This is a genomic window from Mesorhizobium calcicola (assembly GCF_042682105.1).
GTDB lineage: Bacteria > Pseudomonadota > Alphaproteobacteria > Rhizobiales > Rhizobiaceae > Mesorhizobium > Mesorhizobium calcicola.
Window position 1 is genome coordinate 31286 of the sequence record NZ_JBHUGY010000012.1, and the last position, 26407, is coordinate 57692.

Here is a 26407-nt window from a genome sequence, read left to right on the forward strand (position 1 = left end):
AGTGGGCTTTGCCGCCCGTCACCGCAACGGAAACCATTTGTTAAGGTTAACGGCGATCGGTGACGTGCCTGAGAATGATCGCCAGCGCCTCAAAATGATGGATGGCGCCGGTTTTCTCGCGCTTCTCAATTCACCTGTCAATTCACTGGCGGATAGAGCGTGTCGATGATCATGCGCGCGTCGTGGCGCGAATCGAGCATGCCATAGGTGTTGCGCCACTGGCCGGCCAGCCGCGTCTCGACGAAGGCGTCGGCGATCCGCCCTGCCCCCAGCCGGCGCAGTTCAGCCGCCGCAGCCGACAAAGCGAGCTGTTCGGTGAGCAGCCGGGCCGAGCCGTCGTCGGTTGCCGCAACCTGCATCGCCGCCTTCAGCACGCCGATCGTGCCGCGCCCGCCGGCGCCGAGATCCCGGTCGATGCCGGCCAGCACATCTTCGAACAGGCCGGGCGCGCGGCCGAGCACGCGTAGCACGTCGAGCGCCATGACATTGCCGGAGCCCTCCCAGATCGCATTGACCGGAGCCTCGCGATAGTAGCGGGCGAGCGGCGCCTCCTCGACATAACCATTGCCACCGAGGCACTCCATCGCCTCGTAGAGCAGCGGCGGCGCGATCTTGCAGACCCAGTATTTGACGACCGGAGTCATGGCGCGGGCAAATGCCGCCTCGCCGCGATCGCTCGCCGCCTCATCGAAGGACCGCGCCAGCCGGAACGACAGCGCGGTGGCGGCGGCGACATCGAGCGCCATGTCGGCCAGCACACGCTGCATCAGCGGCTGCTCGATCAGGTTTGTGCCGAACACCTGGCGGTGGCGGGCATGATGAACGGCCTCGGCGAGACCCGCGCGCATGATCGCCGACGATGCGACCGCACAGTCGAGCCGGGTCAAGGTGACCATGTCCATGATCGTCTTCACGCCCGCACCCGGTTCGCCGACCATCTCGCCGATGGTGTTGACGAACTCCACTTCGGAGGACGCGTTGGAGCGGTTGCCGAGCTTGTCCTTCAGCCGCTGGAAGCGGAAGCCGTTGCCCGAGCCGTCGCCGAGAACGCGCGGCGCGAGGAAGCAGGACAATCCCTCCGGCGCCTGTGCGAGCACCAGGAACGCATCCGACATCGGCGCCGACATGAACCATTTGTGTCCGGTCAGGCGATAGAACCCGCTGCCGGCGCGTTCCGCCCTTGTCACATTGGCGCGCACATCGGTGCCGCCCTGTTTCTCGGTCATGCCCATGCCGAGCGTCAGCCCGGTCTTCTCGACCGGTGGCTTCTGGCTCTGGTCGTATTTGCGCGTCGTCACGCGCGGCGCCCATTCGCGAAACAGTTTTGGGCTGGCCATCAAGGCGGCGAGCGAAGCGTTGGTCATGGTGATCGGGCACAGATGCCCGGTCTCGAGCTCCGCCGTCAGATAGAACCGGGCAGCGCGGACCTGATGGCGACGGCCGATCTCGGCGTCGCCGTTTTCCCACACCGAGGAGTGCAGCCCATTGGCCACCGAGCGGCGCATCAAGGCATGATAGGCGGGATGGAACTCGACCACATCGATGCGCCGTCCCTGGCGATCATGCGTCCTGAGCTTCGGCGTCTCGACATTGGCGAGACGGGCCAGTTCCTGCGCCTCCTGCGTCAGCACGAAACGGCCGAGCCCGTCGAGATCCTTGCGCACCGGATCGGAAAAACGCTCGGCAAGCTGGATCAGCAACGGATCGCCCCGCCAGGCGTTGCCGCCCGTCAGCGGCGGCGGCTGGTTCGTCACGTCGTCGGTCACGCCCAATCCTTACTGTCGGTAGAAAGGTCCCTGTCGTCTGAAAGCCACGAATCCGAGGCCATCGGCTAGATATAGCCCAAGCCATACAACGCGCGCGATGAAAATACCGGCCGATTTAATCGGCTATCTACGCGAAAAAATTGAGGAGAACGGCTCCAATGCAGAGCTGGCGCTTGCAGCCGCAAAATCTCCACCCTATAGCAGCGCCTTGAGATGACCGACGCTTCGTCCCTGCGACTCTATCCTCACCGCCATCTTCTGGGCATCCGCGACCTTTCCCCCGCCGACATCGAGCTGTTGCTCGACCGGGCGGATCGGGCGGTCGCAATCTCGCGGCAGTCCGAGAAGAAAACCTCGACGCTGCGCGGCCGCACCCAGATCAACCTCTTCTATGAGGCCTCGACGCGGACGCAATCGTCATTCGAGCTGGCTGGAAAGCGGCTCGGCGCCGATGTCATGAACATGTCGGTGGCGAGCTCCTCGGTGAAGAAGGGCGAAACGCTCATCGACACCGCGATGACGCTGAACGCCATGCGGCCCGATATCCTGATCATCCGCCATCAGTCGGCGGGCGCGGCGGCACTTCTTGCCCAGAAAGTCGGCTGTTCGGTGGTCAATGCCGGCGACGGCGCGCATGAACACCCGACACAGGCGCTGCTCGACGCGCTGACCATCCGCCGCGCGAAGGGTCCGCTGTCGAAGCTGATCGTGGCGATCTGCGGCGACATCCTGCACTCGCGCGTGGCGCGCTCCAACATCATGCTGCTCAACGCGCTCGGCGCGCAGGTGCGGGTCGTCGCACCGTCGACGCTGTTGCCCACGGGCATCGAGAAGATGGGTGTCATCGTCACCCACTCGATGGCCGAAGGCCTCAAGGGCGCCGACGTGGTGATGATGCTGCGCTTGCAGCGCGAGCGCATGGAGGGCGCTTTCGTGCCTTCGGTGCGCGAATATTTCCGCTATTTCGGCCTCGATGCCGAAAAACTGAAGGCGGCCAGGGACGACGCGCTGGTGATGCATCCCGGGCCGATGAACCGCGGCGTCGAGATCGCCTCCGAAATCGCCGATGGCCCGCAGAGTGTCATCCAGGAACAGGTCGAGATGGGTGTTGCCGTGCGCATGGCGGTCATGGAAGCGCTGCTGGACCCGCGTCGCAACCACGAGGGCCGCGGCGTATGAGCACAACCGTCTTTGAGCGCGCCCGCATCATCGATCCATCGCGCGGCATCGACGAAGTCGGCTCCGTCATCGTCGACGGCCGCAAGATCGCCGCAGCCGGCAAGGCGGCGTTGAACCAGGGCGCGCCCGAGGGCGCTGCCGTCATCGACTGCACCGGCAAGGCGATCATTCCCGGCCTGATCGATGGCCGCGTCTTCATCGGCGAGCCGGGCGGCGAGCATCGCGAGACCATCGCATCGGCGAGTGTCGCGGCGGCGGCCGGCGGCGTCACCTCCATCGTCATGATGCCCGATACCGATCCGGTGATCGACAATGTGGCGCTGGTCGAATTCGTGCTGCGCACCGCCAAGGACACGGCAAGCGTCAACGTCTTTCCGGCGGCGGCGATCACCAAGGGCCTCGACGGGCGCGAGATGACCGAGTTCGGCCTGCTGCGCGAGGCCGGCGCCGTCGCCTTCACCGATGGCCGCCACACCATATCAAGCGCGTTGGTGATGCGCCGCGCGCTGACCTATGCGCGCGACTTCGGCGCCACCATCGTGCATGAAACGCAGGATGCCGATCTCGGTTCGTCCGGCGTCATGAACGAAGGCCTGTACGCCAGCTGGCTCGGCCTTTCCGGCATTCCGCGTGAAGCCGAAGCCATCCCGCTGGAGCGCGACCTTGCGCTGGCGCGGCTGACGCGCGGTTCGTACCATGCGGCGAAGATCTCGACGGCGATGGCGGCAAACGCGGTGACGCGCGCCAAAGCCGACGGCGCGACCGTGACATCGGGCATCGCGATCCACAATCTGTCGCTCAATGAAAACGATGTCGGCGAATACCGCACCTTCTTCCGCCTGACGCCGCCGTTGCGCGCCGAGGAAGACCGGTTGGCGATGATCGAGGCGGTCAGGGACGGCACCATCGACATCATCGTCTCCTCGCATGATCCGCAGGATGTCGACACCAAGCGCCTGCCCTTCGCCGATGCGGCGGCCGGCGCCATCGGGCTCGAAACCCTGTTGGGTGCGGCGCTGCGGCTCTATCACAATGGCAACGTGCCGTTGCTTCGGCTGATCGAAACCTTGTCCACCGCTCCGGCACGGCTGTTCGGCCTGCCCGGCGGCACGCTGAAACCGGGTGCGATGGCCGATCTTGCACTGGTCGATCTGGACGAACCCTGGATCGTCAGCGAAAGCGGCATTCGTTCGCGCTCGAAAAACACCTGTTTTGAGGGCGCGCGCCTGCAGGGCAAGGTCTTGCAAACGCTTGTTGCGGGCCGCACAGTGTTCTCAATCTGAGCCGGCCCACCGCGCACCGCGCCTGATCCGGTCGACTTGGGGGAAATGCGGGGGAAACAATGACTTACAGCCTCATCCCAGCGCTGGTGTTCGGCTATCTTCTGGGCTCAATTCCTTTCGGGCTTCTGCTCACCCGCGCGGCCGGCCTCGGCGATGTGCGCAAGATCGGCTCGGGCAACATCGGCGCCACCAATGTGCTGCGCACCGGCAACAAGGGCCTTGCCGCGGCAACGCTGCTGCTCGACGCGCTGAAGGGCACGGCCGCCGTCTTGATATCAGGCCATTTCGCCCCTGAATTGGCGATCTGGGCCGGCCTCGGCGCCTTTCTCGGCCATCTCTTCCCGGCATGGCTGGGCTTCAAGGGCGGCAAGGGGGTCGCGACCTATCTCGGCGTGCTGATCGGCCTGGCCTGGCCGGTGGCACTGATCTTCGCCGTCGTCTGGCTGGGGATGGCATACCTGTTCCGCTATTCCTCGCTGGCGGCGCTGACGGCGGCCGTCATCGTCCCCATCGCCCTGTATTTTCTGAGCACACCGCAGATTGCCGGGCTGTTCGTGGCGATGAGCATTATTGTCTTTATCAAGCACCGGGAAAACATTTCACGCCTGCTTGCCGGCACCGAAGGCAAGATCGGAGCCGAGGGGTGAGCGAGCCGGCCGCCGGGCCGCGCCTCAGCGACCGGCAGCGGCTGAGCTGGCTGCGGCTGATCCGCACCCAGAATGTCGGGCCCGCTTCCTTTCGCGACCTGATCAACCGCTTCGGTTCGGCCGAGGTGGCGCTGGAGATACTTCCGGAACTGATGATTTCGGGCGGCGCCAGCCGAATCGCCCGCATCCCTTCGATCGCCGAAGCCGAGGCCGAGCTGGAAGCAGCCCGGCGGGCTGGCGCCCGTTTCGTCGGCATAGGCGAGCCCGACTATCCGCCGTTGTTGCGCAGCATGGACCATCCGCCGCCGCTGCTGGCGGTCAGGGGAAATGCCGCGGTGTTCCGCCTGCCGGGGGTCGCGATCGTCGGTGCGCGCAACGCATCGCTGGCCGGCATCAAGATGGCGCGTATGCTGGCGGCCGATCTCGGCCGCGACGGCTATGGCATCGTCTCCGGGCTGGCGCGTGGCATCGACACGGCCGCGCACCAGGGCAGTCTGTCGACCGGCACGATCGGGGTCCTGGCCGGAGGCCTCGACCTGCCCTACCCGCCCGAAAATGCCGGCCTGTGCGACGAGATTGCCGAGCGCGGCGCCGTCATTTCGGAAATGCCGTTCGGCTGGCAGCCGCGCGCCCAGGATTTTCCGCGCCGCAACCGCCTTGTCGCGGGCGCGGCCCTTGGGCTGGTGGTGGTCGAGGCAGCGCAACGTTCGGGCTCGCTGATCAGCGCCAGGCTTGCCGGCGAAATGGGCCGGCTGGTCTTCGCCGTGCCGGGTTCACCGCTCGATCCGCGCGCCGCCGGCACCAACGGCCTGCTCAAGGACGGCGCCACCCTGGTCACGGAAGCATCCGACATTTCCAGGGCGATCGCGCCGCTGACCGGCATGCGAGCGCCCGACGTGCCGCCGTTTGAAGAGCCGCCCGACTTTTCGGCGGCAACGCCACCCGGCGAAAGCGATCGGGCCAGCGTCATCGAGGCGCTCGGCCCGACGCCGGTGTCGGTCGACGAGATCATCCGCCACACCGGCCTGCACCCGGCCCAGGTCTTCATGGTGCTGCTGGAACTCGACCTCGCCGGCCGGCTCGAACGCCATGCCGGCGGCAATGTTTCGCTGGTGTTCGAAGGTTCCTGAACGGCAGCGTTGATCCCTGATCCGTTGCGCACTCGCCGCCACTTAAAGCGGCTCTATACAAGGTCCAGTATATTTGGATTGCCGCGCTCACTTCTGAAACGATCGGCCCATTCGAGACTGATCGAGTCTCGCTGTTGCTGGATCGCGATGCCGATGGAATCCGGGCTGCGTGGGAGCGTCACACCCATCATGTCCGCGACCTGACGAACGGCGCCCTGTGGATTCGCCGCGATCGTCTCGTAATCGAGCCTGAGCGGGTTGATCCCGGTCCGGGCAAAGAACATCTCCCAACGCGCCGTTTCCCGGACCAGCGCATCGAGTTGTCTCTGAATCAGCTCGGCATCGAAAACCGCCTCTTGGCTCACCTGTTGAGTCGATCGGTACTGACCGGTCTGGAGGGCTCTCGCCCAGGATATTGCCTGTCCAAGAAGGTCTCGCCTTGAAAGAAAGATGAGCCGAAGATTCGGAAGCGCGTCGAACCAACCTATTTCTCTTGAAATCCAATCATGCTGGTGAGCGAATATCTTCAGGCCGTATATGTGGTTGGGAGTGGCGCCCATGGTGAGAATTTTCTCGACCTGTCCGGCCACATTTTCCGGAAAATTGGGATCGTCGAAAAATCGGCGTCCCCTCCAGTTGAAGTACTCGAGCGGGTGGCCAAGCACACCGGTGCCACTGAGATGCTGGCACAGGAAATTGCTGCCGGATCTTGGCGATGTGCAAATCGAATAGCCGCGCACGCCGTCAGACACGTTCAACCTCACCGGCGAGCCCGAAGAAACAGTTTTCTTATGAAAAGCGGGATCATGCCGTTGTAGAGTCGTCTGCTCTCGTTGACGAAATTCGAAAGGCTCGAAAGCTCTTCGTCGATCCGGTGCAATGCAGCCTGGCTGTCCTGGGCCGTGCTGCTGAGCGCTGCGGAACCATCGACGACAGAGTTTGAAAGGCCCGACAGCTGCTTTTCAAGTCGATGCAATCTAGCCTGGCTATCGTGGGCCACGCTGCTGAGCGAAGCGGAGCCATCGACGAAAGAGTTTGATAGGCCCGATAGCTGCGCTTCAAGTCGATGCAATCTAGCCTGGCTGTCATGGGCCACCCTCTCCAGCGCAATGGAGACATCAAGGATCGGACCAATTTTTGCAATTTCAGGCCCAATGGATTTGACCTGCTCGCCAAGCTCCATCAACGACGCGACATTGCTCTGCAGCGTTTTTGTGTTTGATTGCAGCAACTCCACAAGCGCGGTCTGGTCTGGCGAAACCTGCCATCCATGAACCTCTTTCACAATCTGGGCCCATCTGCGGGGCGCAACCGAAACCCCGATTTCCTCTACCCAGCGCGCGGTTGCCAGTGCCCGCTCGTCGGCAGTCGCATTCGTCTGTGCCTGCATGGCCTGATTGTAGACCCTGAGATGCTCTTCTACGAAGGAAGAGACATCCGCCACTTGACGAAAATAGGCCGAAACCTTCGCGGCATCGTCGGCATCGAACCGTGAAATTGCTTCCTCCAGATTTGCAACGGTTGTTGGCTTGGTCAAAAGGTCAACACCCAGGTTCTTCTGACGCCACGTCTCCATGTTTGCCGTATCGAGCAAACCGGCAAAGCCACGCGCGTCGCACACAACAACCGAACATCCCACGGCGGCGGCCTCAATGGCCATGCGGGCGGTTGCAAACACGATGTCGTATTCGAGCAAATCCTTTTCGAGTTGATGGGAAAAGCGTCCCGTAGCCGGACCCAACTCATCCAGGTGAATGTCGCTTCCCAAGCAGGCTTCGCGCACCGCCTGCTGGTGTTCGAAATTCTTGGTCAGCAGCAGCGCTCTGGCGGGTCTGGAAGGCAGCGGCGGGCGGGGCTTGAAACGTTGAAGGTCGACCGCGTTGCAGATGAGGTCCAATCTGTCGGCCGGTACGCCGCGTGACAGGCACTTGGCCCTGCACGCTTCGTCGACCGCGATCCAGCGGCGTATCTGCGGATGAAGCATTGGAGCTTCGACCTCGAAGAAAGCGCTGTGGCAGGAAAACACCGCTGGCACATCGGGAAACCGCGCCAGCGCGGTCAGGCAGGGCGTCAGATGCTGAGCATGGATTATGTCGGGCTTTTCGACGATCTCCGCAATTCGGTCGACCACATGGTGTCCGCGCCTACGCATTTTGTCGGCCATGTCGCCGAGGGTTGGAGCCAGCACCATGGTTTGATGACCGGCGCCGCGAAGCCCGTCGGCCAGCAATTCGACGACGGCTTCGGTACCGCTGTTGTGCGACACGAACAGATTGGTAATGAGAACCCGCAAATGCCGCCTCCTCAGCTGTTTCGCAACGCTCCGCATTGGCGGCGTGGATAACAGGTGCTAGGCAGCGTTCTTAGTTTGAAGGCATTGACCAGACAAGTTTGTACAAAATGACCGGCGGCGGTTCCCCACTCGATGTTGGGGAATTCTTTGATGCCGCCTTGGATGCAATCTAATGCCGATGTATGCCGAAACCTCGATGGAGCCGTCGCTTGCCCGAAAAGTTGCAACATGTGTTGATTCTTGCACATCCAGGGCATGAGCTTAGGATTCATCACTGGCTTGAGCTCAACAGACCGCGAATCTACCTTTTGACGGATGGTTCAGGCGGACGCCATTCTGCCCGAACCCAATATTCACGCGACGTGGTGGAAGCCGCTGGTGCAACCGCTGGCGCGGTGTTTGGCGATGTTCCTGATACCACCTGGTATGAAGCGCTGTTGGCCAGGGACAGCAGCGTCTTTGCCGATGTGCTGGCGAGAATCAGTGTCGATCTGTCCGGTATGCAGGACGTGCAAATCGTCTCGGATGCGGTTGATGGTTACAATCCGATGCATGATCTGGCCTACGCATTCGGCAATGCCCTCAACAGGCTGCTGCAAAGCACAAGGCCGGGGCGCAAGCAGCTTTGCTCCGCCGCGGTTCCCAACGTGCCGGGGGCTGTCGAGGTGGAAATTCAACTGGATGCGGCTGCTCGCGCCAGAAAGATGGCTGCGGTCAACGCCTATACGCCACTGGCGGATGAAGCCCGCCAGATTTTGGACCGCGATCCGCAGTGCTTTGACCGCGAACTTCTCATCTCGCAGCACTTTGACTGGGATGCGACCTGGACGCCGGAGTGGGAGCGCATTGGCAAAGACCGCGTGGCCAAGAAGATTTACGACAGATGCATCACCTACAAGGAAAATGTGCAGCCGATGGCGCAACAACTCATGTCGGAAAGCGACCCAGATCACGCGTCGCGCAACGTCAGGCTTTTGCCTTCCAGCGCCTAGTCTAGCCAAGGGGGTCTCGACCATTATCTGCGCTGATCTTGAAACATTGGTGAGCGCGATGGGATTCGAACCCATGACCTACTGATTAAAAGTCAGTTGCTCTACCGGCTGAGCTACGCGCTCCCGCGGGCTCTAAAGGCCGCCCTCGAAATTGCGCGGAACATAGGGAGAGTGCCTCGACCGGTCAACCGGAAAAAGAGCATAGGCAAGCCAAGCTTTTCCCAGCCATGCCATGTCGTCCGCCTCGCCGCTCGGCCAGGCCGGATGAAGCGTCCCTGGTGCCATCGCCGGGCCAAAGAATCATTACAAATCAGTAACTTGATATTTTTGCCCGGAACTATTGTCTGACTGGTCCGTTTTGCCACGACAAGGGACGTCAACCACCCTTTCAAGGAGAAGATCATGAACAAGATCATGTCGGGTATGCTGGCGGCCACTTTGTCCGTTTCGTTTGTCGCGGCCGCGATTCCGGCCAACGCGGCTCAGATGTTCGTGCCGCAGGCGCCGGAGGCCTCATCAAATATCCTGAACGTTGAAGCCCGCAACGGTGATCGGAATTTCCAATGGCGTCACAACCGCCATGGCAACCGTAACTTCGGCGTTCGTCGTAACTTTGCCCGAAACAACGACGGGGCCATCTACTGGAATGGTCATCGCGGCTACCGCGAGTACCATCGCGGCTATCGTCGCCATGGCGACAACTGGTTCCCGCTGGCGGCCTTTGCCACCGGTGCCCTGATCACTGGCGCGATCATCAACAGCGAGAACAACCGCGTCTACGAAGGCAACGCGCATGTGCAGTGGTGCTATGACCACTACCGCAGCTACCGCGCTTCGGACAACACCTTCCAGCCGAATTACGGCCCGCGTCAGGAATGCCGGTCGCCCTATTGATTTGTGGATGAGTACGAGTAACTGACAGTGGTAAGTTGAAAGGCCCGCGCCAGAAAGAAATGGCGCGGGCCTCTCTTTGATCTAATCAAGGCAGCATCAGCCTGCCCAGTTGACGCTCTTCAGAATAAGAAAAAGCGCACCGCCCTCACCACGCGGCGGGCGGTATGCACCCAGGGCGTCGCAGATTCGTACCGCTACGGCAGTCAATTCCCAGCCGAGCACTTCCACCTCATCATCCGTCACGTAAGGCTGAGCCAGTTCGTCAATGCCGTTCATCTCGCCGAAGGTTCGAACCAACTTCGTGTCGCTGAGCACATCGTCGGGTAAATTTGAATTTGCCCAGGCCCAGAGCCAGTTGTCTGCCTTGGCGCTGGTGGAGCCGGCAATCTGGATCCCTGCGATCACCTTGGTCGCGCCGTCCTCGGAAAACAGAAGTCTTCCGGTCGTGATGTCATAGTCGTAGCGTGACCAGTGGCCGAGGTGGAATTCCCTCTCCAAACGGTCATTCTTGACGTTCAGTTGCTCAATGGCCTCTTCGCGCCAAGCGGGATACCAGTAGGGTTTCATTTCCCCCAGTCCCAAGAATCCGATGCGGATTTATTACACACTAAGCGTCCTGCGCACAGCATCGCGCCAGCCCGCGATTTTGGCGGACCGCGTTGACGCATCCATGTCCGGCTGGAACCGTCGCTCCAGCGCCCAGCTTTTCGCAAACTTCCTGGCATCCGGCCAGACGCCGGCCTTCGAGCCGGCCAGCCATGCGGCGCCGAGCGCGGTCGTCTCGAGAATGGTCGGGCGATCGACCGGCGCATCGAGGATGTCGGCCAGGCGCTGCATGGTCCAGTCCGACGCCACCATGCCGCCATCGACCCGGAGTACGGTCTTGGCCGAAGCGCCCTTCCAGTCCTTGCGCATGGCGTCGAGCAGGTCGCGCGTCTGGTAGGCGACGGCTTCGAGCGCGGCGCGGGCGAACTCCGCCGGACCGGAATTGCGCGTCAGCCCGAAAATGGCGCCGCGTGCCTCGGCATCCCAATGCGGTGCGCCGAGCCCGACGAAGGCCGGCACCAGATAGACGTTTTGCGTCGGATCAGCCTCGGCCGCCAGTTTGCCGCTCTGCTCGGCCTTGCCGATCACCTTGATACCATCGCGCAGCCATTGCACGGCAGCACCCGCAATGAAGATCGAGCCCTCCAGCGCATAGGTGGTCTTGCCGTTCAGCCGGTAGGCAATGGTGGTCAGCAGCCGGTTCTTCGAGCGCACCAGGTCGCCGCCCGTGTTGAGCAGCGCGAAGCATCCGGTGCCATAGGTGGATTTCATCATGCCCGGCTCGAAGCAGGCCTGGCCAATGGTCGCGGCATGCTGGTCGCCGGCCACGCCGAGGATTCTTATCTCCGCCCCAAAGAGATTTTTGTCCGTGATTCCATAGTCATCGGCACAGTCTTTTACCTCAGGAAGCATTTTTGCCGGGATGTCGAGAATCGACAGCAGCTCGTCGTCCCAGGCATTCTCCGCGATGTTGTAGACCAGCGTGCGCGAGGCGTTTGTGGCGTCGGTGGCGTGGACCTTGCCGCCGGTCAGCCGCCAGATCAAAAAACTGTCGATGGTGCCGGCCAGCAATTCGCCCTTCTCGGCGCGTTTTCTCGCGCCCTTCACCTTGTCGAGCATCCAGGCGATCTTGGTGCCGGAGAAATAGGGATCGAGCAGCAGGCCGGTCTTGCGGGTGAACTTTTTCTCCAGGCCCTGTTTCCTGAGTTTCTGGCACAGCGGCGCGGTGCGCCGGTCCTGCCAGACGATGGCATTGTGGATCGGCTTGCCGGTCGCCCTGTCCCAGATGACGACGGTCTCGCGCTGATTGGTGATGCCGATGGCGGCGACATCCGAAGCTGCCCGGCCGGCATTCTTCAGCGCGGCCTTCACGGTCGTCACGACGCTTGCCCAGATCTCCTCCGGGTCGTGCTCGACCCAGCCGGAGGCCGGATAGCGCTGGGTGAATTCCTTCTGGCCGCTGCCGGCGACTTTCATCTCACCGTCAAACAGGATCGCCCGGGTCGATGTCGTTCCCTGGTCGATTGCCAGCACAAAACCGCTCATTCAGATATCCTCCGCCTTGATACAAACAGGGGAGACGGCAACATGCCGCCTCCCCCAATGTGACGCGGGCGCGAACGCCCGCATGGAGCAGTCTTACTTCTGCCAGCTCTTCACCAGCTCGTCGTAGTTGATGGTGATCGGCTTTTCCTTCTCGTTCTCGATCTTGAGCTGAGGCGCGAGATTGCCTTTCTTGACCGCGTCGGCGTTCCAGTAGGCGAGGTCATGCTCTTCGGCCATCTTCGGGCCGATATCGCCCTGGACGCCCGACTTCTCGATGCGGCTCATGACCTTTTCCTGCTCGCCGCAGAGCGAGTCCATCGCTTCCTGCGCGGTCTTGGCACCCGACGACGCATCGCCGATCGCCTGCCACCAGAGCTGTGCCAGCTTCGGATAGTCAGGCACGTTGGTGCCTGTCGGCGACCACTGGACACGAGCCGGCGAGCGATAGAACTCGATCAAGCCGCCGAGTTTCGGCGCACGCTCGGTGAAGCTCTTGTCGTGGATCGTGCTCTCGCGGATGAAGGTCAAGCCGACATGGCTCTTCTTCACGTCCACGGTCTTCGAGGTGACGAACTGCGCGTAGAGCCAGGCGGCCTTGGCGCGGTCGGTCGGCGTCGACTTCATCAGCGTCCAGGAACCGACGTCCTGATAGCCGAGCTTCATGCCGTCCTTCCAGTAGACGCCGTGCGGCGACGGCGCCATACGCCACTTCGGCGTGCCGTCGTCGTTCAGCACCGCCTTGGCGCTGGCGTCGACCATCGAGGCGGTGAAGGCGGTGTACCAGAAGATCTGCTGGGCAACCGCACCCTGCGCCGGAACCGGTCCGGATTCAGAGAAGGTCATGCCCTGGGCTTCCGCCGGGGCGTAGGCCTTTAGCCAGTCGAGATATTTCTGGATCGAGTAGACGGCGGCCGGGCCGTTGGTGTCGCCGCCGCGTGCCGTGCAGGAGCCGACGGGCCGCGAATTCTCGTCGACCTTGATGCCCCATTCGTCGACCGGCAGACCGTTCGGAATGCCCTTGTCGCCATTGCCGGCCATCGACAGCCAGGCGTCGGTGAACCGCCAGCCGAGCGACGGGTCCTTCTTGCCGTAGTCCATGTGGCCATAGACCTTCTTGCCGTCGATCTCGCGGCCGGTGAAGAATTCGGCGATGTCCTCATAGGCCGACCAGTTGACCGGCACGCCGAGGTCGTAGCCGTACTTGGCCTTGAAATCCGCCTTGTTCTTCTCGTCGTTGAACCAGTCGTAGCGGAACCAGTAGAGGTTGGCGAACTGCTGGTCGGGCAGCTGATAGAGCTTCTTGTCAGGTGCCGTCGTGAACGAGGTGCCGATGAAGTCCTTCAGGTCGAGGTTCGGGTTGGTGACGTCCTTGCCGTCGCCCGCCATCCAGTCGGTCAGGTTGCGCACCTGCTGGTAGCGCCAGTGGGTGCCGATCAGGTCGGAATCGTTGACCCAGCCGTCATAGAGGTTCTGGCCGGTCTGCATCTGGGTCTGGATCTTCTCGACGACGTCGCCTTCCTGGATGACGTCATGCGTGACCTTGATGCCGGTGATGGCGGTAAAGGCCGGCGCCAGCACCTGCGATTCATATTGGTGCGTGGCGATGGTTTCGGAGACGACCTTGATGTCCATGCCGGCGAACGGCTTGGCTGCGTCGATGAACCACTGCATTTCGGCTTCCTGGTCGGCGCGCGAAAGCGTCGAGAGCGGCCCTATCTCCTTGTCCAGAAAGGCTTTTGCTTCGTCCATCCCGGCATAGGCGTTGCCCATGCCGAGCAATAGAACAAGGGCAGTCGTTGATGTTAAAAATTGCCGTCGCATTAGTTTCCTCCACTGTTTCAAGTTTCAAGTGCGATCTGGAGCGGCCGCCGGCACGTGGTCGCTCCAACAGTTTCCCCCTCTATACGTAGCGGAACACGCCGACGGCGTAGACCACGGAGAGAGCGAGAGCCCACCACAGGTTGGGTCCGACAAGACCCAGCCAAGCGAGATGGATAAAGGCGCTGCCAAGCAGCGACAGGAAGAGACGATCGCCGCGCGTCGTCTCGAAGCGCAGGATGCCGACGCGCGGATTGCCGCCCGGCGAGGCATATTCCCACACCGCCATGCCACACAGCAGCAGAAGAATGGTTGCGAAGAAGGCCGCCGTCGGCCACGTCCATGCCATCCAGGAGAGGTCGAAATTCATTGTCACACCCTCCCCAGGGCGAAGCCCTTGGCGATATAATTGCGCACGAACCAGATGACCAGCGCGCCGGGGATCAGCGTCAGCACGCCGGCGGCGGCCAGCAGGCCCCAATCCATGCCGGCGGCGGACACCGTGCGGGTCATGGTGGCAGCGATCGGCTTGGCATCGGTGGTGGTCAGCGTGCGCGCGATCAGCAGTTCGACCCATGAGAACATGAAGCAGAAGAAGCAAGCGACGCCGATGCCGCTGGCGATCAGCGGCATGAAGATTTTGACGAAGAAGCGCGGGAACGAATAGCCGTCGATATAGGCGGTCTCGTCGATTTCCTTCGGCACGCCAGACATGAAGCCTTCGAGGATCCACACCGCCAGCGGCACGTTGAACAGGCAGTGCGCCAGCGCCACCGCGATATGGGTGTCGATCAGGCCGAAGGCCGAATAGAGCTGGAAGAACGGCAGCGCGAACACCGCAGGCGGCGCCATGCGGTTGGTCAGCAGCCAGAAGAACAGATGTTTGTCGCCAAGGAAGCGGTAGCGTGAGAAGGCGTAGGCCGCCGGCAAGGCCGCGGCCACCGAAATCACCATGTTCATCACCACATAGGTGATCGAGTTGATGTAGCCCGAATACCAGGATGCATCGGTGAAGATGGTGACGTAGTTGGCCAGCGTCGGCGCGTGCGGGTAGAGCGTCAGCGAAGAGACGATCTCGGCATTGGTCTTGAAGCTCATATTGATGAGCCAGTAGATCGGCAGCAAGAGAAAGATGATGTAGATCGTCGGCACGATCCACCACCAGCGCGATTCCTCGCCGCGACGCCGCATCAGCCGGGCGACCTCATCCTGCGACAGCGTGCTGGCCAGTTCTCCCGAAGCGGTCGTCTCGCTCACCCTGTTGGCTCTTTCGTTGGCGCCGCTCATCTCAACGCTCCGCGTCGTAGTTGGTCATCACGGTGTAGAACACCCACGACAACAACAGGATGATAAGGAAGTAGACCAGCGACATGGCTGCGGCCGGACCGAGGTCGAACTGGCCGAGCGCCGTCTTGACGAGGTCGATCGACAGGAACGTCGTCGAATTGCCTGGACCGCCGCCGGTGACGACAAAAGGTTCGGTGTAGATCATGAAACTGTCCATGAAGCGCAGCAGCACGGCGATCAGAAGCACGCGCTGCATTTTCGGCAGCTGGATGTAGCGGAACACCGCCCAGCGTGAAGCGCCATCGATCTTGGCCGCCTGGTAGAAGGCATCGGGAATGGAAACCAGGCCGGCATAGCAGAGCAGCACGACCAGGCTGGTCCAGTGCCACACATCCATGATGATGATGATAACCCAGGCGTCGAACGCATGCTGGACGTAATTGAAGTCGATGCCGAGCGCGTTCACGTAGTAGCCGAGCAGGCCGATGTCGTTGCGCCCGAAGACCTGCCAGATGGTGCCGACGACGTTCCACGGGATCAGCAGCGGCAGCGCCATCAGCACCAGGCAGACCGGCACGCCCCAGCCCTTCTTCGGCATGTTGAGCGCGATGAAGATGCCGAGCGGCACCTGGATCGCCAGGATGATGAAGGAGAAGATCAGGTTGCGCACCATCGCTTCCCAGAAGCGGCTGGAGGACAGCAGTTCCTCGAACCATTCCGTGCCGGCCCAGAAGAAGACGTTGTTGCCGAACGTGTCCTGCACCGAATAGTTGACGACCGTCATCAGCGGAATGACGGCCGAGAACGCCACCAGCACCAGCACCGGCAGCACCAGGAACCAGGCCTTGTTGTTCCAGGTCTTTTCCATCTATGCCCCCATCTCGACGCGCCAGGAATCGGCATAGATGTTGATGCCGGCCGGATCGAACCGCACCTTCGGTTCGGCGGGCACGGTCTCGTCCTCGCCGATGACCGCCGCGATGTCGCGGCCTTCCAGCTTGGCGCGCACCACCTTGTGGCGCCCGACATCCTCGACCTTGCTGATCGAAACGGCCATGCCGTCGCGGCCGAGCCGCACATATTCGGGACGGATGCCAAGTTCGATGGCGCCGCTGTCGGCCTTCGGCGCGCCCGGCAGTTCGATCCGCTGCGACCCGAGCGTCGCCGTCTTGCCGTCGATTGCCACTGGCATGACGTTCATGCCGGGCGAGCCGATGAAATAGCCGACAAAAGTGTGGCGCGGCCGTTCGAACAGTTCCGCCGGCGTGCCGATCTGGACGATGCCGCCATCATACATCACCACGACTTGGTCGGCGAAGGTCAGCGCCTCGGTCTGGTCGTGGGTGACATAGACCATGGTGTAGCCGAAGCGGCGATGCAGCTGCTTCAGCTGCGAGCGCAGCACCCATTTCATGTGCGGGTCGATGACGGTCAGCGGCTCGTCGAACAGGATGGCGTTGACGTCGGAGCGCACCAGTCCGCGGCCAAGCGAAATCTTTTGCTTCTGGTCGGCGGTCAGGCCCCTCGCCTTCTTCTTTGCCCAGGAGGCCAGGTCGATCATCTCCAGCGTTTCGCGCACCTTGCGGTCGACGTCGGCTTCCGGCACGCCGCGGTTGCGCAGCGGGAAGGCCAGATTGTCGTAGACGGTCATGGTGTCGTAGATGACCGGGAACTGGAACACCTGCGCGATGTTGCGCTCCTGCGTCGACAGATTGGTCACGTCCCTGCCGTTGAACAGCAACTGGCCATGCGAGGGATGAAGCAGGCCGGAAATGATGTTGAGCAGCGTGGTCTTGCCGCAGCCGGACGGTCCGAGCAGCGCATAGGCGCCACCGTCCTCGAACGTATGATGCACTTCCCGCAGCGCGAAATCTGCATCCGTCTTCGGGTTCGGCAGATAGGAATGCCTGACATGATTGACGTCGATGCGCGCCATATCGCCCTCCTATGCCGCCAGCTTCGGCGCGCTGACGGCGCGGCCGTGTTCGTCGAAAACCATGATGTGGCGCGGATCAATGAACACCTCGACCACCTCGTCGGGCTCGAAATGGCGGATGCCGTGGGTCAGCATGACCCAGCGCACGTCGGCGAAGTCGAGATGGATGAAGCTCTCCGATCCGGTGATTTCGGTGATCGTGACCTTTGCGCGCACCGGCACGGCCAAGGCATTGGGCCGTTCGAGCGACAGATGATGCGGCTGGAAGCCGATCGTATAGTTCGCATCGGCAATGCCGGACAGCTGCGCCGGAACCGGCAGTTTCACGCCGCCTTCGAGCAGGAAATCCGGGCCCTTCTTGGCCAGCACGATGGTGTTGAGCGGCGGATCGGCGAAAGTCCTCGCCGTCACCAGATCGGCCGGCTTGCGGAACACGTCGATGGTCGGGCCGAACTGGGTGATGCGTCCTTCGGAAAGGGTCGCCGTATTGCCGCCGAGCAACAGCGCTTCATGCGGCTCGGTCGTGGCATAGACGAAGATGGTGCCGGCGGCGGCGAAGATCTTCGGCAACTCGGCGCGCAGTTCCTCGCGCAATTTGTAGTCGAGATTGGCAAGCGGCTCGTCGAGCAGCACGAGGCTGGCATTCTTGACGATGGCGCGCGCCAGGGCCGTGCGCTGCTGCTGCCCGCCCGACAGGCTGAGCGGCGTGCGGTCGAGATAGGGCGTCAGCTTGAGAAGCGCCGCGGCATTGCGCACTTCCTTGTCGATCTTGGCCTGATCGGTGCCGGCCACCCGCAGCGGCGAGGCAATGTTCTCATAGACGGTCATCGCCGGATAGTTGATGAACTGCTGGTAGACCATGGCGATCTTGCGCTTCTGCACCGGCACGCCGGTGACATCCTGGCCGTCGAACCAGACCGAGCCGGAGGTCGGCACATCAAGGCCGGCCATCAGCCGCATCAGGCTTGTCTTGCCGGAAAGCGTGGGCCCAAGCAGCACGTTGAGCGAGCCATGCTGAAGCGTCAGCGACACGTCGCGGATATGCTCGGCCGCACCAACCGTCTTGGTGACGTTTCTCAGTTCCAGCATGACGCCTCCTCCCAGGCTTTCTGCATCAGCTCAAACCCTCTTCATTCGGCAGCCGCGACATGTCGCCGGCTTATGCCGCGCATGAATTCATCGAGCGACGCCACCTGCTCGCGGCCAAGATGCAGGCCGCGCTTGGTCCTGCGCCATAGCACATCCTCGGCGGTGACGGCCCATTCGTTTTCAACGAGATAGCGTATCTCGGCTTCGTAGAGGTCGGCGCCGAAATTGCGGCCGAGATCGGCATTCGACTTGGCCAGGCCCAGCAGAACCTGCGCACGCGTCCCGTAAAGCCGGGTCAGCCTGCGGGCCAGGCGTGCGTCGAGGAATGGATAGGCCGACTTCAGCTTCGCCACTTGCGCATCGAAACCGGTGGCCGGGAAATCTCCGCCGGGCAATGGCGCATTTGCCGTCCACGGCTTGCCGCGCTTGCCGAGAAAACCCTCGATCTTTTCCAGCATCGATTCCGACAGCCGGCGATAGGTGGTGATCTTGCCGCCGAAAGCATTGACGATCGGCGCCGCGCCCTCGCCGCCATCGACCTTGAGCACGTAGTCGCGCGTCGCTTCCTGCGCCTTGGAGGCGCCGTCATCGTAGAGCGGACGGACAGCCGAATAGGTCCAGACTATGTCCGAACGCTTGACTGGTTGCGCGAAATATTCGCTTGCCGCGGCACAGAGGTAATCGATCTCGGTGTCGCTGATCTTCACGTCATGCGGGTCGCCGAGATAATCCTGGTCGGTGGTCCCGATCAGCGTGAACTCTTCCTCGTAGGGAATGGCGAAGATGATGCGGCCATCCTTGTTCTGGAAGAAATAGGCGCGCGGATCGTCGAACTTCCTGGAGATGACGATGTGGCTGCCCTGCACGAGGCGGACATTGTGCACATCGTTGAGGCCGACGACGCCGGAAAGCACGTGATCGACCCAGGGTCCGGCTGCGTTGACCAGCAGCCTTGCCTTGATCTCTTCGGTCTCGCCGGTCCTCAGGTTCTCGATCCTGATCGTCCACAAACCGTTTTCGCGTCGCGCGCCAACCACCTTCGTGCGGGTGCGGATTGTTGCACCGCGATCGGCGGCATCACGCGCGTTCAGCGCCACCAGCCGCGCATCGTTGACCCAGCCATCCGAATATTCGAAGGCCTTTTTGAACAGCGGCTTCAAAGGCTTGCCGGCCGGATCGTTGGCCATGTCCAGCGTCATGGTCGCCGGCAGCAATTTGCGCCCGCCAATGTGGTCGTACAGAAAAAGGCCGAGCCTGATCAGCCATGCCGGACGCAGGCCCTTGGCGTAGGGCAGCACGAAGCGCATCGGCCAGATGATATGCGGCGCGTTCTTCCACAGAACCTCGCGCTCCATCAGCGCCTCGCGCACCAGGCGGAATTCGTAGAATTCGAGGTAGCGCAGGCCGCCATGGATCAATTTGGTCGAGCCGGAGGAGGTCCCGCTTGCGAGGTCATTCATCTCGGCGAGAAACACGGAAAAGCCACGCCCGACGGCATCGCGGGCAATGCCGCAGCCATTGATGCCGCCGCCTATGACGAAAATGTCACGGATCGGAGATGCGTCCACAAATTCCTCCAGCGATTTCGCATTGCACCATTTTTGGCCTTTTACGAAACCGTATCGGGATTATTTCGAAATGATAACGAATGTCAAACGAAATATCACGAGCGTGTGACATCGGTTCGAAATCATCTAGACGAGCGATGTTTCAATCAGCTGAACCTCGGCCTCCTGGCAGATCTTGCGCACCGACGGGATGTCGCAACGGTCGGTGATGAAGGTGTTGACCTGCGACAAGTGGCCGATGCGCACCGGTGCGGTGCGCTCGAATTTGGTCTGGTCCGATACCAGGATGACATGCCTTGCATTGGCGATGATCGCCTGCGCCACCTTCACCTCGCGGAAATCGAAGTCGAGCAAAGCACCGTCATGGTCGATGGCCGATGCGCCGATCACGGCATAGTCGACCTTGAACTGCCGGATGAAATCGACCGCCGCCTCGCCGACCACGCCGCCATCAGAACCGCGCACCACCCCTCCGGCGATCACCACCTCGATCGAAGGATATATGCGCATCCTATTGGCAACATTGATGTTATTGGTGATGACCATAAGCCCGCTGTGATCGAGCAATGCCTTGCTGACCGCCTCTGTCGTGGTGCCGATGTTGATGAACAGCGAGGCATTGTCAGGGATCAGTCGGGCTGCCGCTCGACCGATCGCTTCCTTCTCGTCGGCGGCGATCTTGCGCCTGGCCTCATACTCCATGTTCTCGATGCCGGACGGGAACAACGCACCGCCATGGATGCGCGAAAGCAGCCGCTGGTCGCACAGGTCGTTGAGATCCTTGCGTATGGTCTGCGGCGTCACATTGAAGTGGGTGGCCAGATCGTCGACCAGCACGCGGCCATGATCCTTGGCCATCTGGATGATTTCGGCATGGCGTGGCGACAGATACATTGGCAAGCTCCCGTTTTCGTTTTTCTTGTCTATAGTCGAAAACGAAACCGAAGAAAAGGCATAAGCCGGCTAACGAAATCAACATGACAGCAAAGGCAAACGCCAGCGCGCTCCCGGCTGGCCCGATCAGGCCAAGCCGCGCGCGATTTCGGTGATGACGATGAAGGCCGCATCGACATCGCTGGCGGTCGCCTCGAACTGTCCAACCTGGAAGCGGATTGCTACTCGTCCATCGACTCTCGTCTGCGTCAGATAGATGCGGCCGTCATCGTTGATCGCATTGACCAGCCGCATATTGTGCTCGTCCGCATCGGCGCCGGTTGCGGCCCCATGTCGGAACGAAAACAGCGACAGCATCGATTCGCTGACGATCTCGAAATCCGGCTCCCTTGCCAGCCGCGCGGCAAGACCCTCGCTCCACGCGACATGATTGCGGATCATCGTGCGCAGGCTTTCCAGCCCATGGGCGCGCAGCAGGAACCACAATTTCAGCGCGCGGAACCGCCTGCCGAGCGGCACCGACCATTCGGAATAGTTGACGATGCCGTCATGGCCGTGGGTCTTCAGGTAATCCGGCTTGATGGCCAATGTCCGCACATGGCTTTCGGGGTCGCGCAGGAACTGGATCGAGCAATCGAACTGCGCGCCCAGCCATTTGTGCGGGTTGAAGACCACGGAATCCGCCGCTTCAACACCCGCCCAGAAATGGCGATACTCGGGGCAAATCATCGCCGATCCGGCCCAGGCCGCATCGACGTGAAGATAGAGGCCATGCCGCCGCGCCACCCTCGGCACACACTGAACCGCGCTGCAGGTACTTGTGTCTGTATCCTCGCGCCACCCACTCGCGATTTCGTCCTCGCCCTGGTCGTTGTCTGCGGTTCGACCTCGCGTGTTTTCCTCCGCGCTTCTCGTGGTGTGTCCACGCGATGAGTGGTGTCTCCCCACTCCTCAAGGTCCCGGTTACTCTCGTAATACTCAAAACCAATGTGAGAGAGCGTGAGGCAAAAGAGTAGCCATGTGAAAGCTGCAGCTTGGCAGTATCTACACGAATAGGGTGTGATTGACTAGTGTGGCTCAATCTCTAGACAAGTGAGGGGAGAAGGGAGTAGAGAGTCATTGTAGTCGGCTCGAGCTCTGTTTGCCGTGCTAGTGATGCGAATGTGTGACACGGGGCGGCAATACGTGGGGAATAGTGAGAGCGTGTGTGCAGTGTACTGGACAAAACGCTAATATGGACAGCACTCAGTTAAATATGCGACACAGTCTGGTGTCACATGGCAATGGGGCGTGGTTCATGACCGTGCAGCGCACAGCACTGAACGCAAAAGAGGAGCCGAAATTAATAATATAGAGTGAACATGACAACTGCGTGTTGAGAAGCAATACATCACACTCAGACTGCAGAATCAGCTAGTCGGAGCTAGTGACCAGAGTGAGCAGATACAACACATGCGTGCACGTCAAATAGGCACACACGGACAGGTGGGTGGGGGACAAGGAATAAGAGAAAGAAAAGGGAAGGAAAAAAAGGAGGGAACGGAAAAGCAAGTTAAAGAGAAGCCACACGCGGTGACAAGCGGGCGATCCCTCGCGGCGAACCGGGCCCCACCTCGGTCCAGCGTCCGCGGTCACGGGCGTCAGCCCGGCAGCCCGTCCGGCCGCGCCCAGCGACAGCCCGGGTGCCCGGTGAGCAGACGCGAAACGCGTTCACGTCGAACGAACCGCCGGCGTGCGCTCCACCCAAAGCGGCTGTTGCGCTGCGGCGGGCGGGCGTAGTAGGTCGCGCGACCTCCACGACGGGGAAGCCGGCTCGCGTAGTACCAGCAGCCGCCCCTCGGCGTCCCGGCCCCCGGGCGGGTTACCCGCTGCGCAGCAGCGAGCGGATCGGGTCCACGAACACGCGCCGACGAGAAATCTTCTCGCCCCATGAGGGCGGTTTACCGTGTTCGGCGTCCTCGCACGCGGCGGCCCGCGGACCACCACCCCGGTCGCCTCAGCGCCGTACCGCAGCCCGCGCAGCCGGTTGAGGGCGGCGGAGACCCTCGTGGCGGCGGGTACGGCGAAGTCCTCGTCGGGGGCGCACGGACAGCAGGGCCGGCGACAAGCAGTTCCGGGCCGTTCGGCCCGGCGCCCGGCTCGGCGCCCAATCCGTGCCCAGTTCGTGCTTGCCAGCGGTCGATGGCCTCGGCAGGTGGCGCCGCCCGTCGAGGTTGCCGCGCGCACCAGCAGCTCGGGCCAGGCCCGCAACCGTTGAGGTGCGTGGCGTCGGCGAGCTGCTCGACGCCGCGAAGGGGGTCGATCTCGTGCTCCCGCAGACGAGGTGGTCGGTGCCGCGGAGCGCGGATCCGCGTCCGCCCGGGGAGCCGGGGTCCGAACGAAGCGGGGTCGGGCGCCGGTGCATGACGCCGGGGCAGGACCGCCTCGGCCCGCGACCCGTGGGGCCGAGCGGGATCACCGCGGGCGCGCTCGGTGACGTCCGTACGGCCGGTAGCCGTCCATGCATCACCACCCACCGGGTGTCGGCCATTCGAGGTAGTCGCCGCTGCCGCCCATGACCAGCAAGGTGGAGACCTTCCGTTGTCGCGGTGGAGCGGACCGGAACAGGTCCACGAGCGGGGTCAGCGGCTCGCGCTCCTTGGCCACCCGGGCCTGCATGCGCGCGTCGCGGAATCACAGTTTTTGGTCGCGGCGGTGTCCTCGTCGATGAGCAGGACGTCGGAGCGCCCGACTCCAGGCCTCGCACAGCGGAAAAAACCCCCCCCCAGCCGCCTGGGGAGGTGGAGCCGGGGCGTTGGCGGTGGAGAATATCGGCGGTGTCCGGGCGGCCGTGGGGGGGGCAGGTGGGCCCGACGAAGGCGTTGCACGTCCGACTGGCGGGTCACCGGTCCGCCCGTCTCAGCGCGCAGCTTGAAGGTGTCCCGGTGCGCGACGACCCGCTCCCGCCCGTCGCCCGGCACGTGGTCCCAAACGACTTGAGTAACCCGGCCTCCAGGGCGCGCAGCAGCGTCGACTTGCACGTGGAAGCCGCCGCCGACGATCAGGGTCCCGCCCCCTCGGGGACGCCCATAGCCGGGACGTCCCGGCTTCGGCAGGCTCCACGGTCACCCGCAGCTCCTCCGGCGCCCCGGACGGCCCCGCCGTCCCCGCGGCGGGCCGTCGTCGCCACCTGCTGGCCGCGGCAGCAAGCCGCCCCGTCGGCGACGAACCGAACCAGCCCTAAGAGCTCCGGCAGCCGCTCCCGCAGCACCGTGGCGTCCTCCACCGTCGCCCGAACTCCCGCAGCTACGCGCAGCCCCTTCGTCGTCGAGCGGTACGGCACGCGGCGCAGCCGGCGAATGTGCTCCATCCCCTCGCAACAACGCCAGCCGCGCCGCCCGCCCCGTCGAATCCGCGCCGCCCGCGGCCCCGGCATCGCGACACCAGCCGCAGCGTCACCCCAGGCAAAAAAAACCGTCCAGACTGCGCGACCGTGCACGAGCTGCGCGCCAGCAACACCTCCTGCCCGCCCGCGTCCACGCGGTACGCGCGCTCCCCGCGCCGCCTCCGCGCCGCCCGACCGCACCAGGAACCCGGCGCGCCCGCCGCCGTACCGGCGTGTCCCCGCCGCGGGGCGAATCCGCGCGCTGCGCGGGCACGTGCACCGCGAACACCGCCCGGCGGCGCGAACGGATCCGCCTGCGCCCGCACCAGCCGCACCACCACGCCCCCGGCCAGCCTCCCAGGAGCCCACGAGCCCCCGGTAACGCCCGTAAGGCGCCCCGTGCAGCCGCTCCAGCTCCCCCCAGCCGGGCCGGCGGGCGCGCGCGGCCGCGTCGCCGTTAACACCGCCGCGTCGCCGCGCTGGCCGCGTCGCCTCGCCGGCCCCGTACCTGGCGTCCCCCCCTCCGCTCCTGCCGTCCCTGCCGGTGCCTCAACGTGAGCGTCCCCCCGTCCCGTCCCGGTGCTCTCCGCTCATCTCTGCGCACGTCCCGCCGGATTCTGCCAAACGGCGGGCCCCCCCCCCCGGGGAAAGGACGGTGCCGGGGCGGCGGGTGCCGAGGCGGGGTCCGAGGGCGGCGGATGGCGCGCAGGGGGCTTCCGGGGCGACCGACCGACGGGCCCCCGGAGCCCCTGCGCGGATTGCTCAGGTCCTGCCGTGCTCAGCTCAGCGCTCCTGCTCAGACGCTCCATGCGCAGTGTCCAGCTCGGCTCAGTGCTGTCACCGCCTGGCCGTGCACGCCACCCCCACCGCCCTCGGCGAGAACGGAGGTGAAGACGCCGGCGCAGGCGGGCGGCGGTCAGCGACCCGGGAACGACCGGCGGTGGCGTCGATCGTCCGAACACCGGCGACCAGGTCCAGCTCGGCGTCGGGAGATTCTCGGCGTGGCGACCCTGCGGAGTGGAGTTCATGACCTGCGTTTCCCTTCGAGTGATCACGTGCCCGGGGGTGGGTGCGCAGGATCAAAGCACGTGGCGGGAAACGGGTTGACCACCGCCCGGACCCGCGGCCGGGGCCCGCGCCGCGGCCGGTCTTCACGGTCCGAACCACGAGGGTTCCCGCTGTGACCCGCGCGGTCACCCGAACCCGTCAGGCCCCCCCCCCCTTCACACCCCTGCGGCCGGCCGCGCGGGGCGCTTCGCCGCGAACCCGCTATCCCGACACACCGTGCGGCGGCCCGCCGCTTCCGCGGGTCCGGTCCCGCGCGCGTGTGCAGATTCGCGAAAGGTCCGGCCCTGGCCCGACGCCGCCTGACGCGCCCGTCATCGGCTCGGTGCGCGACCGTCCGTGGTGCGCCACCAGGCCCGGTCAGGCCCGGTTCACGGACCGGTTCGCGGGCCGGCCGCGAACCGGTCCGTAGCCGATCCGCGCTCGTCCCGTGGCCGGTCCGCGCTCAGTCCTCGGCTGCCGGCTCGTGGGCGGGCCGCTATGACGACTGCGTCAGCGGGGCCCCGTCACCGGAGTCGAGCACCACCCGGTACAGGCCCGTCCGCCGGCACCCGGACCCGCGCGGCAGCACACATCGTCCCCCCCCCCCCGTCACCTCCACCGCCACCGACATCGTCCCGTCGTCGGCCGCCGTCGTCGGGGGCGAGCGCGGCGCGGGGTCCGGAACGCCGCCCCGCCGTCCACCGCCTCCACCAAGCACTCCAGCCCCGCCGGGCGGTCCGCGCCGTGCACCCGCAGGGTCCACTCCGCGCCGGGGCGACGTAGTCGGGCACCTTGAGGCCGGCGTTCTGGCACCCACTGGGCCGGGCCCAGGTGCTCGTCCTCCTGAAGGAACGCGGTCACCGCCTCCAGCGCGGCCTCCCAGGTGGCCAGCGCGCCGTGCTGGGACCGCGACCGGCACGGTGACGCGGGTGAGGACCCGACGCCCGGTGCACGGTGCCGTCCCCCCCCCGTCGCAGCACCGGGGGGGGGGGCGGGACCCGTCCTCGTCCGCAGGATTCGCCGTTGCTGTGGTGCCGGTAGGAGTGCTCGTAGGGACGACCACCCCCTGACGCCGTCACCGACTGCTCGTACGCTGGCCGACGCCGCCACCGCACTCTGAGATGAGCCT

The 26407-nt window shown here is 63.6% G+C and carries 20 protein-coding genes, 1 tRNA gene and 2 pseudogenes; 6 read left to right on the plus strand and 17 right to left on the minus strand.

Annotated elements, in window-relative coordinates:
• Positions 1-137 precede the first annotated feature (137 nt).
• On the minus strand, positions 138-1766 hold the full coding sequence (locus ACFSQT_RS05870) for a DNA alkylation response protein (RefSeq protein WP_379017443.1): 1629 nt from the start codon (positions 1764-1766) through the stop codon (positions 138-140).
• A 213-nt stretch (positions 1767-1979) separates the two neighbouring features.
• Here ACFSQT_RS05870 and ACFSQT_RS05875 point away from each other — a divergent pair, with 213 nt between their 5' ends.
• Genes ACFSQT_RS05875 through dprA form a run of 4 tightly spaced genes read left to right on the plus strand, consistent with a single transcriptional unit; the run spans position 1980 to position 6005 of the window.
• Positions 1980-2945, plus strand: coding sequence for an aspartate carbamoyltransferase catalytic subunit (locus ACFSQT_RS05875; RefSeq protein ID WP_379017444.1), 966 nt, complete (start codon positions 1980-1982; stop codon positions 2943-2945).
• Positions 2942-4228, plus strand: coding sequence for a dihydroorotase (locus tag ACFSQT_RS05880; protein WP_379017445.1), 1287 nt, complete (start codon positions 2942-2944; stop codon positions 4226-4228). The genes ACFSQT_RS05875 and ACFSQT_RS05880 overlap by 4 nt, the downstream gene beginning before the upstream one ends.
• A gap of 59 nt (positions 4229-4287) precedes the next feature.
• On the plus strand, positions 4288-4875 hold the full coding sequence (plsY, locus tag ACFSQT_RS05885) for a glycerol-3-phosphate 1-O-acyltransferase PlsY (protein ID WP_379017446.1): 588 nt from the start codon (positions 4288-4290) through the stop codon (positions 4873-4875).
• Positions 4872-6005: a DNA-processing protein DprA gene (gene dprA / locus ACFSQT_RS05890; RefSeq protein ID WP_379017447.1), complete on the plus strand. Its 1134-nt coding sequence runs from the start codon at positions 4872-4874 to the stop codon at positions 6003-6005. The genes plsY and dprA overlap by 4 nt, the downstream gene beginning before the upstream one ends.
• A gap of 53 nt (positions 6006-6058) precedes the next feature.
• Here dprA and ACFSQT_RS05895 read toward each other — a convergent pair whose 3' ends face one another.
• Together ACFSQT_RS05895 and ACFSQT_RS05900 are read right to left on the minus strand one after the other, a co-directional pair.
• The gene (locus tag ACFSQT_RS05895) at positions 6059-6757 is read right to left on the minus strand and encodes a Stf0 family sulfotransferase (RefSeq protein ID WP_379017448.1); all 699 of its coding nucleotides are present in this window, start codon (positions 6755-6757) and stop codon (positions 6059-6061) included.
• An 8-nt stretch (positions 6758-6765) separates the two neighbouring features.
• A complete protein-coding gene (locus ACFSQT_RS05900) occupies positions 6766-8298 on the minus strand; it encodes a glycosyltransferase (protein ID WP_379017449.1) in 1533 nt (510 codons plus the stop codon).
• A gap of 209 nt (positions 8299-8507) precedes the next feature.
• Between ACFSQT_RS05900 and ACFSQT_RS05905 the strand changes: the two genes are divergently transcribed.
• Positions 8508-9290: a hypothetical protein gene (locus ACFSQT_RS05905; RefSeq protein WP_379017450.1), complete on the plus strand. Its 783-nt coding sequence runs from the start codon at positions 8508-8510 to the stop codon at positions 9288-9290.
• Between the two features lie 47 nt (positions 9291-9337).
• Here ACFSQT_RS05905 and ACFSQT_RS05910 read toward each other — a convergent pair.
• A tRNA-Lys gene (locus tag ACFSQT_RS05910) sits at positions 9338-9413 on the minus strand.
• A 279-nt stretch (positions 9414-9692) separates the two neighbouring features.
• Here ACFSQT_RS05910 and ACFSQT_RS05915 point away from each other — a divergent pair.
• The gene (locus tag ACFSQT_RS05915) at positions 9693-10184 is read left to right on the plus strand and encodes a BA14K family protein (protein ID WP_379017451.1); all 492 of its coding nucleotides are present in this window, start codon (positions 9693-9695) and stop codon (positions 10182-10184) included.
• A 96-nt stretch (positions 10185-10280) separates the two neighbouring features.
• Here the strand turns inward: ACFSQT_RS05915 and ACFSQT_RS05920 are convergent, their stop codons facing one another.
• From ACFSQT_RS05920 to ACFSQT_RS05980, 13 genes and pseudogenes are all read right to left on the minus strand, one after another.
• Positions 10281-10751, minus strand: coding sequence for a DUF6882 domain-containing protein (locus ACFSQT_RS05920; RefSeq protein ID WP_379017452.1), 471 nt, complete (start codon positions 10749-10751; stop codon positions 10281-10283).
• A gap of 33 nt (positions 10752-10784) precedes the next feature.
• Entirely contained in the window at positions 10785-12275 is a 1491-nt protein-coding gene (glpK, locus tag ACFSQT_RS05925; RefSeq protein ID WP_379017453.1) for a glycerol kinase GlpK, read from the minus strand.
• Positions 12276-12368: 93 nt separating this feature from the next.
• Positions 12369-14096 (minus strand): ABC transporter substrate-binding protein, encoded by a 1728-nt coding sequence (locus ACFSQT_RS05930; RefSeq protein ID WP_379017454.1) that lies wholly within the window; start codon positions 14094-14096, stop codon positions 12369-12371.
• 79 nt (positions 14097-14175) lie between these two features.
• A complete protein-coding gene (locus tag ACFSQT_RS05935) occupies positions 14176-14463 on the minus strand; it encodes a DUF2160 domain-containing protein (RefSeq protein ID WP_379017456.1) in 288 nt (95 codons plus the stop codon).
• A gap of 2 nt (positions 14464-14465) precedes the next feature.
• Positions 14466-15380 (minus strand): carbohydrate ABC transporter permease, encoded by a 915-nt coding sequence (locus ACFSQT_RS05940; RefSeq protein WP_379017458.1) that lies wholly within the window; start codon positions 15378-15380, stop codon positions 14466-14468.
• A 1-nt stretch (position 15381) separates the two neighbouring features.
• Complete coding sequence (locus ACFSQT_RS05945; RefSeq protein WP_379017459.1) at positions 15382-16248, minus strand: carbohydrate ABC transporter permease; 867 nt, start codon at positions 16246-16248, stop codon at positions 15382-15384.
• Complete coding sequence (locus ACFSQT_RS05950; RefSeq protein ID WP_379017460.1) at positions 16249-17316, minus strand: ABC transporter ATP-binding protein; 1068 nt, start codon at positions 17314-17316, stop codon at positions 16249-16251. It lies immediately after the preceding gene.
• Positions 17317-17325: 9 nt separating this feature from the next.
• A complete protein-coding gene (locus ACFSQT_RS05955; RefSeq protein WP_379017461.1) occupies positions 17326-18405 on the minus strand; it encodes an ABC transporter ATP-binding protein in 1080 nt (359 codons plus the stop codon).
• 41 nt (positions 18406-18446) lie between these two features.
• Positions 18447-19973 carry a glycerol-3-phosphate dehydrogenase gene (gene glpD / locus ACFSQT_RS05960; RefSeq protein ID WP_379017462.1) on the minus strand — a complete coding sequence of 509 codons (1527 nt, stop codon included), beginning with the start codon at positions 19971-19973 and terminating at the stop codon, positions 18447-18449.
• Between the two features lie 126 nt (positions 19974-20099).
• Positions 20100-20867, minus strand: a complete 768-nt coding sequence (locus tag ACFSQT_RS05965) for a DeoR/GlpR family DNA-binding transcription regulator (protein ID WP_379017463.1) — start codon at positions 20865-20867, stop codon at positions 20100-20102.
• 126 nt (positions 20868-20993) lie between these two features.
• Positions 20994-21662 (minus strand): annotated as a pseudogene (locus ACFSQT_RS05970) (pyridoxal phosphate-dependent decarboxylase family protein); the annotation flags it as partial.
• Between the two features lie 1710 nt (positions 21663-23372).
• Positions 23373-23528, minus strand: a pseudogene (locus ACFSQT_RS05975) (P-loop domain-containing protein); the annotation flags it as partial.
• Positions 23489-23962, minus strand: a complete 474-nt coding sequence (locus tag ACFSQT_RS05980) for a P-loop domain-containing protein (protein WP_379017464.1) — start codon at positions 23960-23962, stop codon at positions 23489-23491. The gene ACFSQT_RS05980 and the pseudogene ACFSQT_RS05975, both read right to left, overlap by 40 nt.
• Positions 23963-26407 lie beyond the last annotated feature (2445 nt).

Bases quoted from the DNA above. Each gene is read 5' to 3' on its own strand.
- plsY (WP_379017446.1), top strand. From the start codon at position 4,288: ATGACTTACAGCCTCATCCCAGCGCTGGTGTTCGGCTATCTTCTGGGC.
- ACFSQT_RS05945 (WP_379017459.1), bottom strand. From the start codon at position 16,248: ATGGAAAAGACCTGGAACAACAAGGCCTGGTTCCTGGTGCTGCCGGTG.
- ACFSQT_RS05880 (WP_379017445.1), top strand. From the start codon at position 2,942: ATGAGCACAACCGTCTTTGAGCGCGCCCGCATCATCGATCCATCGCGC.
- ACFSQT_RS05875 (WP_379017444.1), top strand. From the start codon at position 1,980: ATGACCGACGCTTCGTCCCTGCGACTCTATCCTCACCGCCATCTTCTG.
- ACFSQT_RS05940 (WP_379017458.1), bottom strand. From the start codon at position 15,380: ATGAGCGGCGCCAACGAAAGAGCCAACAGGGTGAGCGAGACGACCGCT.
- ACFSQT_RS05955 (WP_379017461.1), bottom strand. From the start codon at position 18,405: ATGCTGGAACTGAGAAACGTCACCAAGACGGTTGGTGCGGCCGAGCAT.
- ACFSQT_RS05935 (WP_379017456.1), bottom strand. From the start codon at position 14,463: ATGAATTTCGACCTCTCCTGGATGGCATGGACGTGGCCGACGGCGGCC.
- ACFSQT_RS05950 (WP_379017460.1), bottom strand. From the start codon at position 17,316: ATGGCGCGCATCGACGTCAATCATGTCAGGCATTCCTATCTGCCGAAC.
- ACFSQT_RS05965 (WP_379017463.1), bottom strand. From the start codon at position 20,867: ATGTATCTGTCGCCACGCCATGCCGAAATCATCCAGATGGCCAAGGAT.
- glpK (WP_379017453.1), bottom strand. From the start codon at position 12,275: ATGAGCGGTTTTGTGCTGGCAATCGACCAGGGAACGACATCGACCCGG.
- ACFSQT_RS05920 (WP_379017452.1), bottom strand. From the start codon at position 10,751: ATGAAACCCTACTGGTATCCCGCTTGGCGCGAAGAGGCCATTGAGCAA.
- ACFSQT_RS05930 (WP_379017454.1), bottom strand. From the start codon at position 14,096: ATGCGACGGCAATTTTTAACATCAACGACTGCCCTTGTTCTATTGCTC.
- ACFSQT_RS05915 (WP_379017451.1), top strand. From the start codon at position 9,693: ATGAACAAGATCATGTCGGGTATGCTGGCGGCCACTTTGTCCGTTTCG.